Genomic DNA, 14,191 nt, shown 5'->3' with positions numbered 1-14,191 from the left:
GCGCGCGCCCTCCCGTTCAACGATCAGTAATTCGACTGGACCTGCACGCAGGAGCCGGTCTTGGTGTTGAACATGCCGCATTCCTTGCCCGGCCAATCGGCATCCAGCACCGCCGATTCCGGCAGGAAATCGGTCCAGGCATCACCGGGCACGGGATCGGTCTCGCTGACGATGTCGAATTGCCCGTCATCGCGGATCTCGCCGATCAGGACCGGCTTGGTCAGGTGGTGATTGGGCAGGACCGTCGCGGTCGAGCCGGTCAGGTTCGGCACCTCCAGCCCGACGATCGCGTCAAGCACGGCGTCGGTTTCGGTGCTGCCCGCCTTCTCGACGGCCTGAACCCACAGGTTGAAGCCCAGCATGGTCGCTTCCATCGGATCATTGGTCACGCGGGACTCGTCGCCGGTGGACTTATGCCATTCCTCGATGAAAGCGGCGTTTTCGTCGGTCTCGGCAGTCTGGAAATAGTTCCATGCCGCCAGATGGCCGACGAGATTGCCGGTATCCAGCCCCGACAGTTCCTCTTCCCCGACCGAGAAGGCCATGACGGGGATGTCATCCGCCGAAATACCGGCCGCCGCCAGCTCCTTGTAAAAGCCGACATTGGCGTCGCCATTGATGGTCGAGACCACGCCGACCTTCTTGCCATCCGCGCCAAGCGCCACGACATCCGAGACGATCTTGGACCAGTCGGAATGACCGAAGGGCGTGTAATTGACGAAGATGTCCCCGGCCGCGACGCCCTGATCCTTGAGATAGCTTTCCAGGATATTGTTCGTCGTGCGCGGATAGACGTAATCGGTGCCGAGCAGCGCCCATTTCTCGACGCCCAGTTCCTCGGTCATGTATTCCACCGCCGGGATCGCCTGCTGGTTCGGTGCGGCGCCAGTATAGATGACGTTCTTGGAGCTCTCCTCGCCCTCGTATTGCACCGGGTAGAACAGCAGCCCGTTCAGCTCCTCGATCACCGGAAGCACGGATTTGCGCGATACCGAGGTCCAGCAGCCGAAAATCGCGTCAACTTCCGAGACGGTCAGCAATTCGCGCGCCTTCTCTGCGAATAGAGGCCAGTCCGAGGCCGGGTCCACGACCACGGCCTCCAGCGGACGGCCAAGAACGCCACCCTTGGCGTTCTGCTGTTCGACCATCATCAGGACGGTGTCTTTCAGCGTGGTTTCCGAGATCGCCATGGTGCCCGACAGCGAATGCAGCACGCCGATCTTGATCGGCTCACCCTCTTGCGCCCACGCCCCGGGCGGCAAACTGATCGCACCGGTCAGCATCAGCAGTTTCGTGATGGTTTTCATATCACCCTTTCCGACCGGTGCCCTGACCGGCGTCCCTGTTGTGATTATCCGCGAAGGCCTCGCCTTCTCAGGCATGACAAGAGCGGAATCCCGCGTAGCTGGACAGGATTCGGGCAGATCGGGCGTCGATCAGTCGGGAATTGGCGTCAATTTGGGCAAGTTGCCGCGATACTGCACCGGAATTGGGCGCAGAATGGTTGTGGGCGGCTTTTCATTCGCAAGGACGGATTGCCCTGCCACCCGCATGGCGCCGTCTTGCGCAGGCCCGGCAGGTCCGGTCTTTCCAGGCAGGTCGATATTTCCGATTTAGACTTGGCCGTCAGTCGCGGATGTCGAGCACCCCTTCCACGTAATCGATCTTGGGCCGGCGGAACCCCATCGCAGCCCAGGCTCCGATCAGGCGGAGGAAAAAACCCACCGAATGCGTCTTGAGATTGGGCACGTCGCTCGGCAGCGCCGATGCATCGTCAAGATCGCCCGTCATCGTCCGCATCTGCAAGGGCGGAAGAGAGCCTTCGGGCCAGAGAGGGCCGTAGAGATCGACCCAGTGACCCTGGGTGAAATCAAGAAATATCGGCGTATTGCAGCAGGCCGCGACCACCCGGCGGGTCTTGGTCTTCCCGGTCAGGCGATGTTCCCGAAGATTGGCGCTCCCGCGGATGCACCGGACGCGGTCCTTGCGGTACATCTCTGTCCGCGTGCCGCCCGTCGCTTCCCGCAGCCGTGGCGCGCCCGGCAGCGCCTCCAGCAGATCCGCCGCAGTCCGGCACGATGTGCACAGGCATTCGGTGCTCATGATGGGGGCGCCCTCGGCCTCCATTTCGACCGCACCGCAGATGCAGGACAGTTTGATCGTTTCGCTCATGATGCACCGCCGTTTTCAAAGGGGAGAGTCAAGTGATCTCGACAGAATATATACATACCGTATGGTTTGTATATGGGCAATCCATTTCCGCCGATATGAAACACCCCGGGCCGCCCGCGAACGCCCTGATGGCGATCAGTTCGATGACCGGGCATCCTTGCGGTATCGGCCCTGGCTTTTGGACGTGCAAATGCGGCGGCTGTTGGTGACAACCGTCAGCATGCCCTGCGATCACCGATCCAGGCCAGGGTCTTTTTCCAGCCGCCGAATGGAAAGAAATGCAAATTCAGGGGGTTTGTCCCGAAATAGCCGGTTTCGATCCCCTCGATGATGCCGCCGGGATCATGATCGGCCATGATTTTCATGAATCCCCCCGCGTTTTTCTTCAAGACAGCCGTGGAAGGGCCGACACCGCAAAGGACCGCGAACCTGATCAAATTGGGCAGCGAGGTAACGCCAGCGAGCCCCAGGCGAATTGGCAAGCCTGGCTCTTCGGCAGCGATCCTGTTGGCCCAGGCCGCCATCGCATCGCCGTCAAAGGCGAATTGCGAGATGATCTCGGGGGACATCGCACGCGCATGGCAGGCTTCAAGCTTGCGCCGCCTGGCATTCTCCAATGCGTCGAGGCCGATATCCGGATGACCCTCCGGGTAGCCGCCAATCAACGCATGCGTGAAATTTGCGTCACGCAACACGTCGTGGTTCAAGAGATCGAGTGCCTCGTGAAACGGACCATCATGCTTTCGGGGATTTCCCCCCAGGAACAACCCGTGAGTAACGCCATTGCGGCTATGCGCCTGCACGAGCCTGACATATTCCTCCTCGGTTTCGAAATTATGCGCCCCCATATGCACGACAGGAACATACCCGACCGACAGGAGCCGCTTTGCAGCATGTATCTGGGCCCGAACATCCTTGCCGGCGATATGTGTAAGGAAGATTTTCGTCCCCCTTGGAAGGATCCCGGGATCGGGGTCGAACCCGTCGACCATCTCGGGCGGCAATTCCATCGAGATGTCGGCATGAAGAAGGCCCGGCCTCGTTGATGCGTTTCCAGGCGGGGTAAGATTCGTCATGCGCCCTTCCTTCTTCAGCATCCTGTAAACCGGACGAAGCATGCAGATGGTCCCGGCCACGCCCCTGTTTCGCGATCAATACAGATGCGGCCGTCCTGGTCCCGGGTTCGGACGATCATCAAACGCGGCTCAGTCGGCCGAATCGCGCCCGGCGGCCCTTGCCCGTTCGCGTGCGCTCGGATTGACCGAGGGTCGGAAAGGCACCTCGCAGACCATCGCATCGACCGGCTGGCCGGAGGTCTCGGAATAGGCCTCGGGCAGTTCGATCTTCAATGCCGTGCCTGGAGTCGCCATCTCCCATGGCACGTAGCCAAGGGCGATGTTCGTCTCCAGTTCCGGCGACCACCAGGGCGAGGTCAGATAACCCACGCGATTGCCCCCGGGATCGGTCACCAGCCAGAAATCCGGCGCGTAATCGGTGATCGGATGGCCGCCCAGCTTCATCCCCACCAGCTTTTGCCGGAACGGATAACCACCCTTGTCGATAATGTCGCGCTGGCGCTCCAGCTCGGCCCTGCCGATATAGTCGCCGGCCTTCTTGCGCGGCACCTGATAGGCGAGATTGACTTGGAAGGGCGAGGTTTCAGCGTCGAGATCCTGCCCCCAGGACAGGATGCCGGCGGCGATACGGCGGTGATGGGCGGGTGCGATGACGCGCAGGCCGAAACGCGCTCCCTGCCCCCGGATCGCGTACCAGACCGCCTCGGCATTCTGCGTGGCGTCGCGAACATAGACCTCGTAGCCCTTTTCACCGGTGAACCCTGTCTGGCTGACCACCACGGGACGTCCGCCGATCTCGGTCTCCATCAGGCCGTAATAGGGGATGGCGCGCACCTGCTCGCCGACAAGGTCGGCCATGAGATCCTCTGACAGCGGCCCCTGGATCTGCAGCGGCGACACGTCGATCTCGTCGATCTCCACATCGAAGCGGCGCGCGACATTGACGCCCTGCAGCCAGAGCATCAGATCGGAATCCGAGATCGAGAACCAGAACTCGTCCCCCGCCAGCCTGAGAAGCACCGGGTCGTTCAGGATACCGCCCCGGTCATTGCACAGGATGCAGTACTTGCCATGCATGGGCCTGATCCGGGTGGCATCGCGGGTGATGACGAAATCGACGAAGGCCTCGGCATCCGGTCCCTTGACGCGGATCTGCCGTTCGACCGCAACATTCCAGAGTGTCACGCGGTTGATCAGGGCGTCATACTCGGCCATCGCGCCGCCATCTTCGGGCCTGACATAGCCGCGCGGGTGATACATGCGATTATAGACCGTGGCACGCCATGCGCCTGCCTCGATCGACAGGTGCCAGAAGGGCGATTTTCGCACGCGGGTCGATATGAGCATCTGGACCGGCGTCGGCCCCGACTGGCGCAGGTTGATCGGAACGATCCGATCCGATTGATCCACCGAGGGCACGTTGGGATGCACGCGGTCATCCTTCGGAGTCTGTTTTGTATCGGGCATGGCGTAGCTCCTCGTCACCATATGAGCAGGCATATCACCGAATGACCGAAGGCACCGCCTGCAACCGGCAGCCCGTCATCGGCTTATTCCCGGCCAGGCCGGCCATCGACCGGGTCGTCATGCGGCAAATCTCCCGGTTCACCGCCTAAGCAAGAGCTTCCCGAAGCTCCGCGGCCCTGAAGTCGAAAATGGCATCGGCTCCCCGCCTGCGACTACGGGAGCCGCGCCGATATCGACCCCTCTGGCATCGTTCCGGCTTTCCCTGGTTCGTTCCGTCTCCGGGAACCACTCTCTTCGATGATAATTGCGATGCATCCAGTCGATCGGCCATGAGCGGCACCTTGCCAACCGAATGCGACTTCTGCCCCTTGACGGAAAGCCTCGGGCTGCGGCCCCCACGATGAGTCGGCGGCAAGGATGCGGCGCGGGACGCGGTAAATGCCGTGCCTCCCTGTCCATTGGCCCATTGGCCCATTGGTTCGTATCGCACCCTTGCTGCACATGGCCCTGGATGGAGATCCGGCAGCCGAATGATCCTCGAAACCGGCACCCGCGCACCGCATGACGGGCAGGATCGCCCATGAGGATCTCATCCTTTCCGAGTGCCAGCCAAGCGCGACGCGAAATGCATGAGGCGTTTGAATTTAGGACATTCCATATGTGTCTCTGCGGGACAGTCCGCCACATGCCGGAGCGCATCGCGCAACCGTTCGAGCCCACGGATCTGTTCGTCAAGCGCATCCGCGCGCAGATGCAACTCGGCGCGCGGCAATTGCGGCGAACCGTCTTTGGCAAACATCCCCTTGATGTCGTCAAGCGAGAAACCCGCCATTTTCCCCAGCGAGATCAGCGCAAGCTGCGTCACCACCGGCGGATCGAACTGCCGTCTCAATCCGTGCCGTCCGACCGATTGGATCAGCCCGATCTCCTCGTAATAGCGCAGCGTCGAGGCTGGAACGCCGCTCTGTTTCGACAGGACCCCGATATCGAGAAATTTCATGGTTGACCTCAAGCTGACTTGAAGTGGCAGAGTAGCTGTCCACCACCGTCAATGACAAGGGAAATCACCATGACCGACGCGGCCCGGATCTCCATTCCCATCCTGATCGCCCTTGCCGCCGCAACGCTGACCGCTTCACTGGGCATCAGCGTCGCATCCGTTCTGCTTCCGACATTGACGCGCAGTTTCGCGGCGACGGTGTCAGAGGTTCAATGGGTCGTGCTGGCCTATCTCATCTCCGTGACCATCGCCATCGTCTCGGCCGGACGGCTCGGAGACCTGTTCGGACATCGTCACGTGCTGATCTCGGGTCTCGTCATCTTCACCACGGCATCGATTCTGTGCGCGCTGGCTCCGAATCTCGGCCTGCTGATCGCCGGGCGGACGTTGCAGGGGTTTGGCGGAGCGATCCTGATCGCGCTTCCCATGTCGATCGCACGCGACATCGTTCCGGCAGGGCGGCTTGGCACGGCGATGGGACTGCTTGGAACGACATCTGCCGCCGGCACCGCGCTCGGACCATCCCTTGGAGGAGCATTGCTGACATGGGGCGACTGGCGGATGGCCTTCTGGCTTCTTGCCGGTTTCGCCACGGTCGCGCTCGTCCTGTCAGTCGGTTTCATCGCCCGCAACTCCACACGGACGGGCGCCGCCGTGCGGGATCTGGATTTTCCGGGAACCTTCATGCTGGTGATCGCGCTCGCGGCTTACGCGCTTGCGACCAGCGGCGGGGCCAATGGAATCCCGGTGCCGACAGGATTGCTGATCTCAGGTGCCGTGATCTCGATCATCCTGTTCGTTTTCATCGAAACCCGCGCGGCCTCGCCGCTCGTGCCGATGGCATTGCTGCTTGATCGGCGTATCGGCACCGGACTGATCATGAATATTGTCGTCTCGACCGCCATGATGTCCACATTGGTTGTCGGTCCGTTCTTTCTCGCCTTCGCCCTGGAGTTGAACGAGGCCGTCATCGGCCTGGTCATGGCGGTCGGCCCCCTGGTCGCGGCATTTTCCGGTGTGCCCGCAGGCCGCCTGACGGATCGGATCGGCGTGAACCGGGCCATGGCTATCAGTCTTGCGCAGACCATGCTCGGCCTGCTGTGCCTGGCATTCCTGCCAAGATATTTCGGTGTTGGCGGATATGTCGCCGCGCTCTTCACTTTGACACCGGGTTTTCAGCTGTTTTTCGCGGCCAACAATACGGCGCTCCTCGTCAACGCCTCGAAAGAGCAGCGCGGCCGTCTTTCCGGCCTGCTCGGTCTTTCGCGCAACCTCGGACTGATGACCGGAGCCTCTGCCATGCCCACGCTGTTCGTCACCATCCTGGGAACAGGGGATGCCGCGCAGGCCCCTGCCGCAGATGTCGCCCATGCCTTTTCAATGACCTTCGCGGCGGCTGCGGGCCTGGCTATACTGGCGCTAGGAATGGCGATCCGCAGCCATACCGGCTTCGCGCGCGAGACACCCGGTCCGGCAGAGTGAACGTGAAGGTCATTCTGCCTGTTCGCTCATCGGAAACGTCCCGGGCAGTTTGTCGCACCGCCACGACGAGGCGGCAAGGAGCCCTGAACGAACGGCTACTCAGATAACCTTGCGTTCCGCAGCCGTGTCGCGGTCTCCGGTATTGGGCGTGCCTGTCGGTTCGATCAACAGAAGATGCGCTTCATTCCGGGCAAATGGACAATGTTCAACGCCCCGGGGGACCACGAAGATTTCACCCGCTTTCAAAGTAACCGCCCGGTCCCGAAGCCGGATGTCGATTTCGCCGGAAAGAACAAGGAAGAAGTCATCGGTATCGGCATGCGAATGCCAGTTGAATTCCCCCTCGACCTTGACGATCATCACGTCGTGACCATTGAAAGTCGCAACGGTCCGCGGCGACCACTTTTCCTCGAAAGTCGCGAGCTTCGCCGCCAGATTTACCGCATCGGCCATCTTTTCTCTCCGCATTCTGCATTTGCAGCAGCTATCTTCCCATGGCCGGCAAATGGCAACATCGTTCCGCTTCCCCGGCCTTCAGGCCAAGTCCGGCAAACGGCCCGCCTGATGGACAGGGCTTCCCCGTCCCCGCCGATGTCATTTCCATGTCCGGAACGGGGGCAAAGCTGAACAACCGCTATGTCCGGGAGATCATCCGCAAGGTGGACCCTGACGCCACCAAGACGGCGTATCGCTGGTGGCTATCATGATTCCAGGAGGCTCTGCCCAAAGGGTGGCGGGGATATCATCCCCGCCCGGGCCCGGGCCAGGTTCACATTCCCAGTGCTTCCTTGTACATCTCCAACACCGCCTCCTCCTCGGCGATATCGTCCTTGTCACGCTTCCTGAGAGCCAGCAGCTTGCGTATGACCTTCACATCGTAGCCACGTCCGCGGCATTCCCCGAAGACCTCCTTGATCTGTTCGGCGATGTCCTTCTTCTCCTGCTCGAGCCGCTCGATACGCTCAATGAACTGCCGCAGTTCTCCGGCTGTCACCTTGTAGGAGTCGATCGCTTCTTCGTTGTCCGTCATGTTTGCCTCACTTGCATGCTTGAGTGGTCTGCTTCCGACGGGAAACACTCCCCAAGACAGTGTTTCCTTTTAGCTTGTTGATTTTTCGGTCACACAACATCCTGCTGGTGACACCCATATCCCCAAGCCTTGCCTTGCGCATATGTTTCCCTGATGCGGTCGGCCATATCCTTCTTGTCAGTCTCCGGGATTTCGGTCAGCGCAATGAACTGCCGGAACCCGGCGGCGGTAACACGGCAGGAAGCCTCACGGCTCTGTTGATCCATGAATTTCTCATTCCTTTTCGTTCCGGATGCCTTCTGTAAGTGCGATCCGCGCCGCAGGCAACGCCAAGCCTATCCTTCAAGCAATGCCCGTGCGGCAGCCGTCGCGGCGTCGGTAATCCTGTCCCCCGACAGCATCCGTGCGATCTCGTCCACGCGCGGCCCGGGCGCCAGTTCCGTCACGACCGAGGTGGTCATGCCGTCCTCGACCGATTTGGACACATGGAAATGCTGATCGCCAAGCGCCGCCACCTGCGGGGAATGCGTCACCACCAGGATCTGGGCATCCGCCGCCAGCTTCTTCAGCCGCCGTCCGACCGCATCTGCAGTGGCTCCACCCACGCCACGGTCGATCTCGTCGAAGATCATCACCAGCGCGCTGTTTCCCCGTGCAAGGCAGACCTTCAAGGCCAGCAGGAAACGCGACAACTCCCCACCCGAGGCGATCTTGTCCAGCGGACCTGCCGCCGCGCCGGGATTGGTGGCGACGGTGAATGCCACGCTGTCCTGCCCATCCGGCCCCGGCTCGCAGCGCTCGATCCCGGTCTCGAAGATCGCCCGCTCCATCCTCAGCGGGGCAAGCTCGGCCATCACCGCCTTGTCCAGACGCCTGGCCGCCTCGGTCCGTGCCGCGCCCAGCCCATCCGCCTCCCGCTGATAAGCGCCATCGGCAGCGGCCACCTGATCACGCAGAGCCGTCAGCGAATCCTCGCCCGCATCGATCCTGTCGAGGCGCTCGCGCAGCGTATCGGCCAGCCCGGCGAGATCGTCGGCCAGCACATCATGCTTGCGCGCCAGGGCCCGCAGCGCGAACAGCCGTTCTTCCGTGGCATCCAGCTCGGACGGATTGAAATCCAGCGCCGACAGGGCGGCCTCGACACCGCTATGGGCCTCGCCCAGTTCGATCAGCGCCCGCGACAGGGCCGAGACCGGCTCGTCGAGACGGCCATCCGCAGCATCCGCCGCCCCTTCAAGCCAGCGATTCGCATCCAGCATCGCCCCTTCCGCGCCCTCGGGGCCAAGCATCCGCAGGGCGCGCTCGACATCCTCGCGGATCCGTGCGGCGGCCTGCATCTGGCGGCGGCGCGTGTCCAGCTCGGCCTCTTCCCCCGGCTGCGGGGCGAGGTCCTCCAGTTCCCTGACGGCATGGCGCAGGAACTCCTCTTCCTCGCGGGCAGCAACCAGTTCAGCCTCCGCCGCCGCCAGGGCCGACCGGGCCTCGCGGCGCGCGGCCCATGCCTGTCTGACCGGAGACAGGTCGAGACGTCCGAAGGCATCCAGCAGGATCCGATGCCCGCGCGGGTTCAGAAGTCCGCGGTCATCATGCTGCCCATGCAGTTCGACCAATAGCTCGGAGAGTTGCCGCAAGACTTCGCCCGACACGCGGCGGTCATTCACCCAACCGGTCTTGCGCCCGTCCCCGCCATTCACGCGGCGCAGGATGAGTTCGTCCTCCTCGATCTCGATACCGGCCTCTGCCAGAACCGCCCGCGCGGGGTGAGCCGCCGGCAAATCGAACACCGCCGTCACCTCGCCCTGCACCGCACCCTGCCGGACCAGGTCGGCACGGCCGCGCCAGCCAAGCACGAAACCCAGGCAATCCAGCAGGATCGACTTGCCTGCCCCGGTTTCGCCGGTCAACACGTTCAGCCCCGGCGCAAAGCAAAGCTCCAGCCGGTCGATCAGGAGCATGTTGCGGATTTCCAGCGATTGCAGCATCGTGCCCCGGCAGGCCGCGCCCTACCCCAAGCGGGAGAAGGTCACAGCCATCTCCCCTGAATCATCTGGCGATAAACATTGGTCAGCCAGCTGTCGCCCCGCGCCTCGGCCGACAGGCCACGGCCGCGAAGCTGACGATAGGCGTCCTGGTAGAAGGGCGAGGACTGGAAGTTATGGCCCAGGATCGCGCCCGCCGTCTGCGCCTCGTCGGTCAGGCCAAGCGCCAGATATGCCTCGACCAGCCGCATCAGCGCCTCGGGTGTCTGGGTCGTGGTCTGGAATTCCTCGACCACGACCCGGAATCGGTTGATCGACGCCGCGTAATGGCCGCGCTTGAGGTAATAGCGCCCGATTTCCATCTCTTTCGCGGCAAGATGGTCGAAGGCGAGATCGAATTTCAGGATCGCGCTGCGGGCATATTCGCTGTCGGGATATTCCTCGATCACCTCGCGCAGCGCCACCAGCGCCTGGAAGGTCAGGCCCTGGTCCCGGCCGACATCGTCGATCTGGTCGTAATAGGAGAGCGCCAGAAGATATTTCGCATAGGCCGCATCGGCATCACCCGGATAGGTGTCGATGAAGCGCTGCGCAGCCCCGCGCGCCTCTTCGTATTCGCCGGCGCGGTGATGGCCGTAAGCCTGCATGATCAGCGCCCGCTTGGCCCATTCCGAATAGGGATAAAGCCGCTCGACCTCGCTGAAATAGAAGACGGCGTCCTCGGGCTTGCGGCTGTTTTCCAGCTCGTATTCGCCACGCTTGTAGATCTGCTCGGCGGTGAACCGTTCCAGGTTCCGCTTGTCGCCATCATCCGAGCCGCGGAGGGCGGAACATCCCGAAAGGGTCATGCCTGCCAGCACAGCAGCCATCAAGGAAGCCGAGATTTTCGAGCGCACCATCTTCACCTGCCCAACGATTCTGCTGTGCCGCCACCCTTTTGGCCGGGTAGCCGGCATCTCCTAGCACAGAACATCAGGGGGCGCAAAATGGCAATCCGTTGAATTCTGCATGAGAATTGATTAAGGGGCGAAAGCCCGCCCGGATGACGCGGCGGAATGCCCGGCCTGCGGGCGAACCGGAAAGGCCGCGCATTACTGCGCGACCAACTCGTCTCTGACCAGGAAGGAATAGGCGGCGACCCCCGCCCCCGGCAGACGGTCGGCCAGATCGGGCGAGCAGGTTTCCCAGGTCCAGGCCGTCGGATCGGCGAACAGGGCCCGCAGCAGCCGGTTGGTCATCGCGTGACCGGCGCGGTGCCCGGTATAGCGTGCCAGAAGCGGAGCCCCGGCCAGCGCCAGATCGCCCATCGCGTCCAGCATCTTGTGGCGCACCGCCTCGTCGTCATGACGCAGCCCGCCCGGAGACAGCACCTGCGCGCCATCCACGACAACCGCGTTCATATAGGTTCCGCCAAGCGCCAGGCCGTTCTTGCGCATCGCGTCAACATCGGCCTGACGGCAGAAGGTGCGGCTATCGGCCAGTTCCCGCAGGAAGGCGCCATTGGCCATGTCCAGCCGCTTTTCCTGGTGGCCGATGGCCTCGTCGGTGAAGTCGATATCGAACTCGATCTCCAGGTGATCGGCGGGGGTCAGCCGGGCATAGGCCTCGCCCTCGCGCAGTTCCACGGGGCGAAGCACGCGAATGGCACGCAACGGTTCGGGCTGCATCCGGATACCTGCACGCAGGATGCCCTTGACGAAAGGCGCGGCGGAACCATCGAGAATCGGCACTTCCGGGCCGTTCACCTCGACCAGCGCGTTATGGACCCCGGTGCCCGCAAGCGCGGCCATGACATGCTCGACCGTGGACAGCGTCTGTCCCTGGCCGTTATCCAGCAAGGTGCACAGTTTCGAGGGCGTCACGTGGTCCCAACGGGCCGGGATATCGACAGCCGGAACCAGGTCGGTCCGGCGGAACAGGATACCGTGACCGGCCGGTGCGGGATGAATCTCCAGACGGGCGGCCGCACCGGAGTGCAAACCGACACCTTCAAAGATCGCATTCGTTTTAAGCGTCGCCTGCATGGTCTGCCTGCCTTGGATTCTGTTCACCAGAACATGGTTATTCTGTCATCGTTCCAGCTAAGGCGCGGCGGGCAGGCGTTCAATTAACGAATTGTAACCGGGTGAAACATTCACCGCCGATTCTTCTTCCGCGTTACGAGAAGGAAACTTAACAAGCTGTATATAAAAAGGAAAAGGCCGCGTGTTGCGGCCCTTTCGATCAATCAATGCGACAGTTTTGTGATGAGCCTAGTTCGCCTGACGGCGCAGGAAGGCCGGAATCTCGACATTGTCGTCGCCCTGCTCCGGGCTTGCCAGATCGTCAAAATCGACCTCTTCCTGCCGCGCACGGATGGCGACCCGTTCATTGACGCGCTCGGCAATAGAGGCTGCGGCGGGCTTGGCCTGTCCCCCGCCCTGCTCGTTATGCCCGGCCATACGCTCCAGCATCCGCCCCAATCCGCTCATCCGGCTCTGGTTGCGGCTCGCCTCGGTTTCGGCCCGGGCCTGCGGCTGGCGCGCAGCCTGGCGCTCGCCTGATGCTCGACGGCCTTGCGCAGGCGGTCCAGCACCTCCGGCCGCGGTTGCCCGCGATCTCCGCCCGCGGGCTTGGGCGCGACGAATCCGCTGGCATCGTCGTCGATCTGCACCGCGGCTGCGGCGCGGGACTGCGCACGGGCCTGCCATGCCGAGGGCGGAAGATCGTCATCCTGCGCTGCGGCGGGTGCACGCTCTTCCATGCGGGGAGCATTGACGGCGGGCGGCGCGGCGCGGCGCGGCGGGACGGGGATATCGTCCTCCTGCGGCGCAGCCTCTTCCTGACCGCGTGCAACCGGCGGGTTCTGGGTCAGGGGTTCGGCCATGCTGCGACGCGGGGCGGGCGTCTCTTCCTGGACCGCTGCCGCATCGATGCCGGTCGCCACGACGGAGACACGGAGCGTGCCTTCCATCTCGGGATCCAGCGTCGAGCCGACGATGATATTGGCATCCGAATCGACCTTGTCGCGGATGACATTCGCGGCCTCGTCCAACTCGAACAGGGTCATGTCGTATCCGCCGGTGATGTTGATCAGCACACCCCGGGCGCCGTTCAGGCTGATCTCGTCCAGGAGCGGGTTGGCGATGGCCCGTTCGGCGGCCTCTTGCGCGCGGTTGTCGCCGGACGCTTCGCCGGTGCCCATCATCGCCTTGCCCATCTCGTCCATGACGGCACGGACATCGGCGAAGTCGAGATTGATCAGGCCCGGACGCACCATCAGGTCGGTCACGCCCTTGACGCCCTGATAGAGAACGTCGTCGGCCATGGCGAAGGCCTCGGTGAAGGTGGTCTTCTCATTCGCCAGCCGGAACAGGTTCTGGTTGGGAATGATGATCAGCGTATCCACGACCTTCTGCAGCGATTCGACACCCTCTTCGGCCTGGCGCATCCGCTTGGTGCCCTCGAACTGGAAGGGCTTGGTCACGACGCCGACCGTCAGGATCCCCATTTCGCGCGCAGCCTGGGCGATGATCGGCGCGGCGCCGGTGCCGGTGCCGCCGCCCATCCCGGCGGTGATGAAGCACATATGCGCGCCCATCAGGTGATCGACGATATCCTCGATGGTTTCCTCCGCGGCCTTGGCGCCGATCGAGGGCTTGGCCCCCGCGCCCAGCCCCTCGGTCACTTTCGGGCCCATCTGCACGCGGCTGGTCGAGCGCGACTGCGCCAGGGCCTGCGCATCGGTATTGGCAACCACGAACTCGACCCCGTCGAGCTGTTTCTCGATCATGTTGTTGACCGCGTTGCCGCCCGCCCCGCCAACACCGAACACGGTGATCCGGGGCTTGAGCTCTTGTTCGTCGTTCATCATCAGATTGAGGTTCATGGTTTCCGCCTGTCTATCGCTGGTCGTGGCGGGCGTGATTCACCCGTCCGAATCCCCCTTAATTAAACCCAATCGTAACGAACATGCCCCTGCCCGTCACCCGAAAAACACGAATCG

Annotated in this window: 13 protein-coding genes and 1 pseudogene; 2 read left to right on the top strand and 12 right to left on the bottom strand. The window is 62.8% G+C overall.

Annotation, left to right across the window (positions count from 1 at the left end; all coding sequences use genetic code 11):
* Positions 1-23: 23 nt before the first annotated feature.
* The 5 genes from urtA to A7A09_RS18975 all read right to left on the bottom strand — a co-directional run bounded on the left by urtA (position 24) and on the right by A7A09_RS18975 (position 5,715).
* On the bottom strand, positions 24-1,307 hold the full coding sequence (gene urtA, locus A7A09_RS18995; protein WP_106692852.1) for an urea ABC transporter substrate-binding protein: 1,284 nt from the start codon (positions 1,305-1,307) through the stop codon (positions 24-26).
* Between the two features lie 319 nt (positions 1,308-1,626).
* Positions 1,627-2,172 (bottom strand): GFA family protein, encoded by a 546-nt coding sequence (locus A7A09_RS18990; protein WP_170167164.1) that lies wholly within the window; start codon positions 2,170-2,172, stop codon positions 1,627-1,629.
* Between the two features lie 215 nt (positions 2,173-2,387).
* Positions 2,388-3,248, bottom strand: coding sequence for a methylenetetrahydrofolate reductase (locus tag A7A09_RS18985; protein ID WP_170167163.1), 861 nt, complete (start codon positions 3,246-3,248; stop codon positions 2,388-2,390).
* A gap of 129 nt (positions 3,249-3,377) precedes the next feature.
* Positions 3,378-4,715 (bottom strand): glycine cleavage T C-terminal barrel domain-containing protein, encoded by a 1,338-nt coding sequence (locus A7A09_RS18980; RefSeq protein ID WP_245999472.1) that lies wholly within the window; start codon positions 4,713-4,715, stop codon positions 3,378-3,380.
* Positions 4,716-5,304: 589 nt separating this feature from the next.
* Positions 5,305-5,715 (bottom strand): helix-turn-helix domain-containing protein, encoded by a 411-nt coding sequence (locus A7A09_RS18975; RefSeq protein WP_106692850.1) that lies wholly within the window; start codon positions 5,713-5,715, stop codon positions 5,305-5,307.
* Between the two features lie 69 nt (positions 5,716-5,784).
* Here A7A09_RS18975 and A7A09_RS18970 point away from each other — a divergent pair, with 69 nt between their 5' ends.
* Positions 5,785-7,197 (top strand): MFS transporter, encoded by a 1,413-nt coding sequence (locus tag A7A09_RS18970; RefSeq protein WP_106692849.1) that lies wholly within the window; start codon positions 5,785-5,787, stop codon positions 7,195-7,197.
* Positions 7,198-7,296: 99 nt separating this feature from the next.
* Here A7A09_RS18970 and A7A09_RS18965 read toward each other — a convergent pair whose 3' ends face one another.
* A complete protein-coding gene (locus A7A09_RS18965; RefSeq protein WP_106692848.1) occupies positions 7,297-7,650 on the bottom strand; it encodes a cupin domain-containing protein in 354 nt (117 codons plus the stop codon).
* A gap of 41 nt (positions 7,651-7,691) precedes the next feature.
* On the opposite strand from A7A09_RS18965, the gene A7A09_RS18960 reads away from it, so the two are divergent.
* On the top strand, positions 7,692-7,904 hold the full coding sequence (locus tag A7A09_RS18960; RefSeq protein WP_106692847.1) for a hypothetical protein: 213 nt from the start codon (positions 7,692-7,694) through the stop codon (positions 7,902-7,904).
* A 62-nt stretch (positions 7,905-7,966) separates the two neighbouring features.
* On the opposite strand, the gene A7A09_RS18955 is transcribed toward A7A09_RS18960, so the two are convergent.
* The 6 genes and pseudogenes from A7A09_RS18955 to ftsZ all read right to left on the bottom strand — a co-directional run bounded on the left by A7A09_RS18955 (position 7,967) and on the right by ftsZ (position 14,074).
* A complete protein-coding gene (locus tag A7A09_RS18955; RefSeq protein ID WP_106692846.1) occupies positions 7,967-8,227 on the bottom strand; it encodes a DUF2312 domain-containing protein in 261 nt (86 codons plus the stop codon).
* An 89-nt stretch (positions 8,228-8,316) separates the two neighbouring features.
* Positions 8,317-8,493, bottom strand: coding sequence for a GapR family DNA-binding domain-containing protein (locus A7A09_RS20915; protein WP_170167162.1), 177 nt, complete (start codon positions 8,491-8,493; stop codon positions 8,317-8,319).
* Between the two features lie 69 nt (positions 8,494-8,562).
* Positions 8,563-10,209 carry a DNA repair protein RecN gene (gene recN, locus A7A09_RS18950; protein ID WP_106692845.1) on the bottom strand — a complete coding sequence of 549 codons (1,647 nt, stop codon included), beginning with the start codon at positions 10,207-10,209 and terminating at the stop codon, positions 8,563-8,565.
* Between the two features lie 41 nt (positions 10,210-10,250).
* Positions 10,251-11,105, bottom strand: coding sequence for an outer membrane protein assembly factor BamD (locus A7A09_RS18945; RefSeq protein ID WP_170167161.1), 855 nt, complete (start codon positions 11,103-11,105; stop codon positions 10,251-10,253).
* 192 nt (positions 11,106-11,297) lie between these two features.
* Positions 11,298-12,230 (bottom strand): UDP-3-O-acyl-N-acetylglucosamine deacetylase, encoded by a 933-nt coding sequence (gene lpxC, locus A7A09_RS18940; RefSeq protein ID WP_106692844.1) that lies wholly within the window; start codon positions 12,228-12,230, stop codon positions 11,298-11,300.
* Positions 12,231-12,458: 228 nt separating this feature from the next.
* A pseudogene (gene ftsZ, locus A7A09_RS18935) lies at positions 12,459-14,074 on the bottom strand (cell division protein FtsZ).
* Positions 14,075-14,191: the final 117 nt, after the last annotated feature.

It is taken from the genome of Paracoccus methylarcula, from assembly GCF_003007735.2.
GTDB lineage: Bacteria > Pseudomonadota > Alphaproteobacteria > Rhodobacterales > Rhodobacteraceae > Paracoccus > Paracoccus methylarcula.
This window is presented reverse-complemented; position numbering and strand designations above follow the sequence as displayed.

Coding starts and splice junctions, on each gene's coding strand:
- lpxC (WP_106692844.1), bottom strand. CDS start 12,230: ATGCAGGCGACGCTTAAAACGAATGCGATCTTTGAAGGTGTCGGTTTG.
- A7A09_RS18955 (WP_106692846.1), bottom strand. CDS start 8,227: ATGACGGACAACGAAGAAGCGATCGACTCCTACAAGGTGACAGCCGGA.
- A7A09_RS18985 (WP_170167163.1), bottom strand. CDS start 3,248: ATGACGAATCTTACCCCGCCTGGAAACGCATCAACGAGGCCGGGCCTT.
- A7A09_RS18990 (WP_170167164.1), bottom strand. CDS start 2,172: ATGAGCGAAACGATCAAACTGTCCTGCATCTGCGGTGCGGTCGAAATG.
- A7A09_RS18980 (WP_245999472.1), bottom strand. CDS start 4,715: ATGCCCGATACAAAACAGACTCCGAAGGATGACCGCGTGCATCCCAAC.
- A7A09_RS18945 (WP_170167161.1), bottom strand. CDS start 11,105: ATGGTGCGCTCGAAAATCTCGGCTTCCTTGATGGCTGCTGTGCTGGCA.
- A7A09_RS18960 (WP_106692847.1), top strand. CDS start 7,692: ATGGCCGGCAAATGGCAACATCGTTCCGCTTCCCCGGCCTTCAGGCCA.
- recN (WP_106692845.1), bottom strand. CDS start 10,209: ATGCTGCAATCGCTGGAAATCCGCAACATGCTCCTGATCGACCGGCTG.
- A7A09_RS20915 (WP_170167162.1), bottom strand. CDS start 8,493: ATGGATCAACAGAGCCGTGAGGCTTCCTGCCGTGTTACCGCCGCCGGG.
- A7A09_RS18970 (WP_106692849.1), top strand. CDS start 5,785: ATGACCGACGCGGCCCGGATCTCCATTCCCATCCTGATCGCCCTTGCC.
- A7A09_RS18965 (WP_106692848.1), bottom strand. CDS start 7,650: ATGGCCGATGCGGTAAATCTGGCGGCGAAGCTCGCGACTTTCGAGGAA.
- urtA (WP_106692852.1), bottom strand. CDS start 1,307: ATGAAAACCATCACGAAACTGCTGATGCTGACCGGTGCGATCAGTTTG.
- A7A09_RS18975 (WP_106692850.1), bottom strand. CDS start 5,715: ATGAAATTTCTCGATATCGGGGTCCTGTCGAAACAGAGCGGCGTTCCA.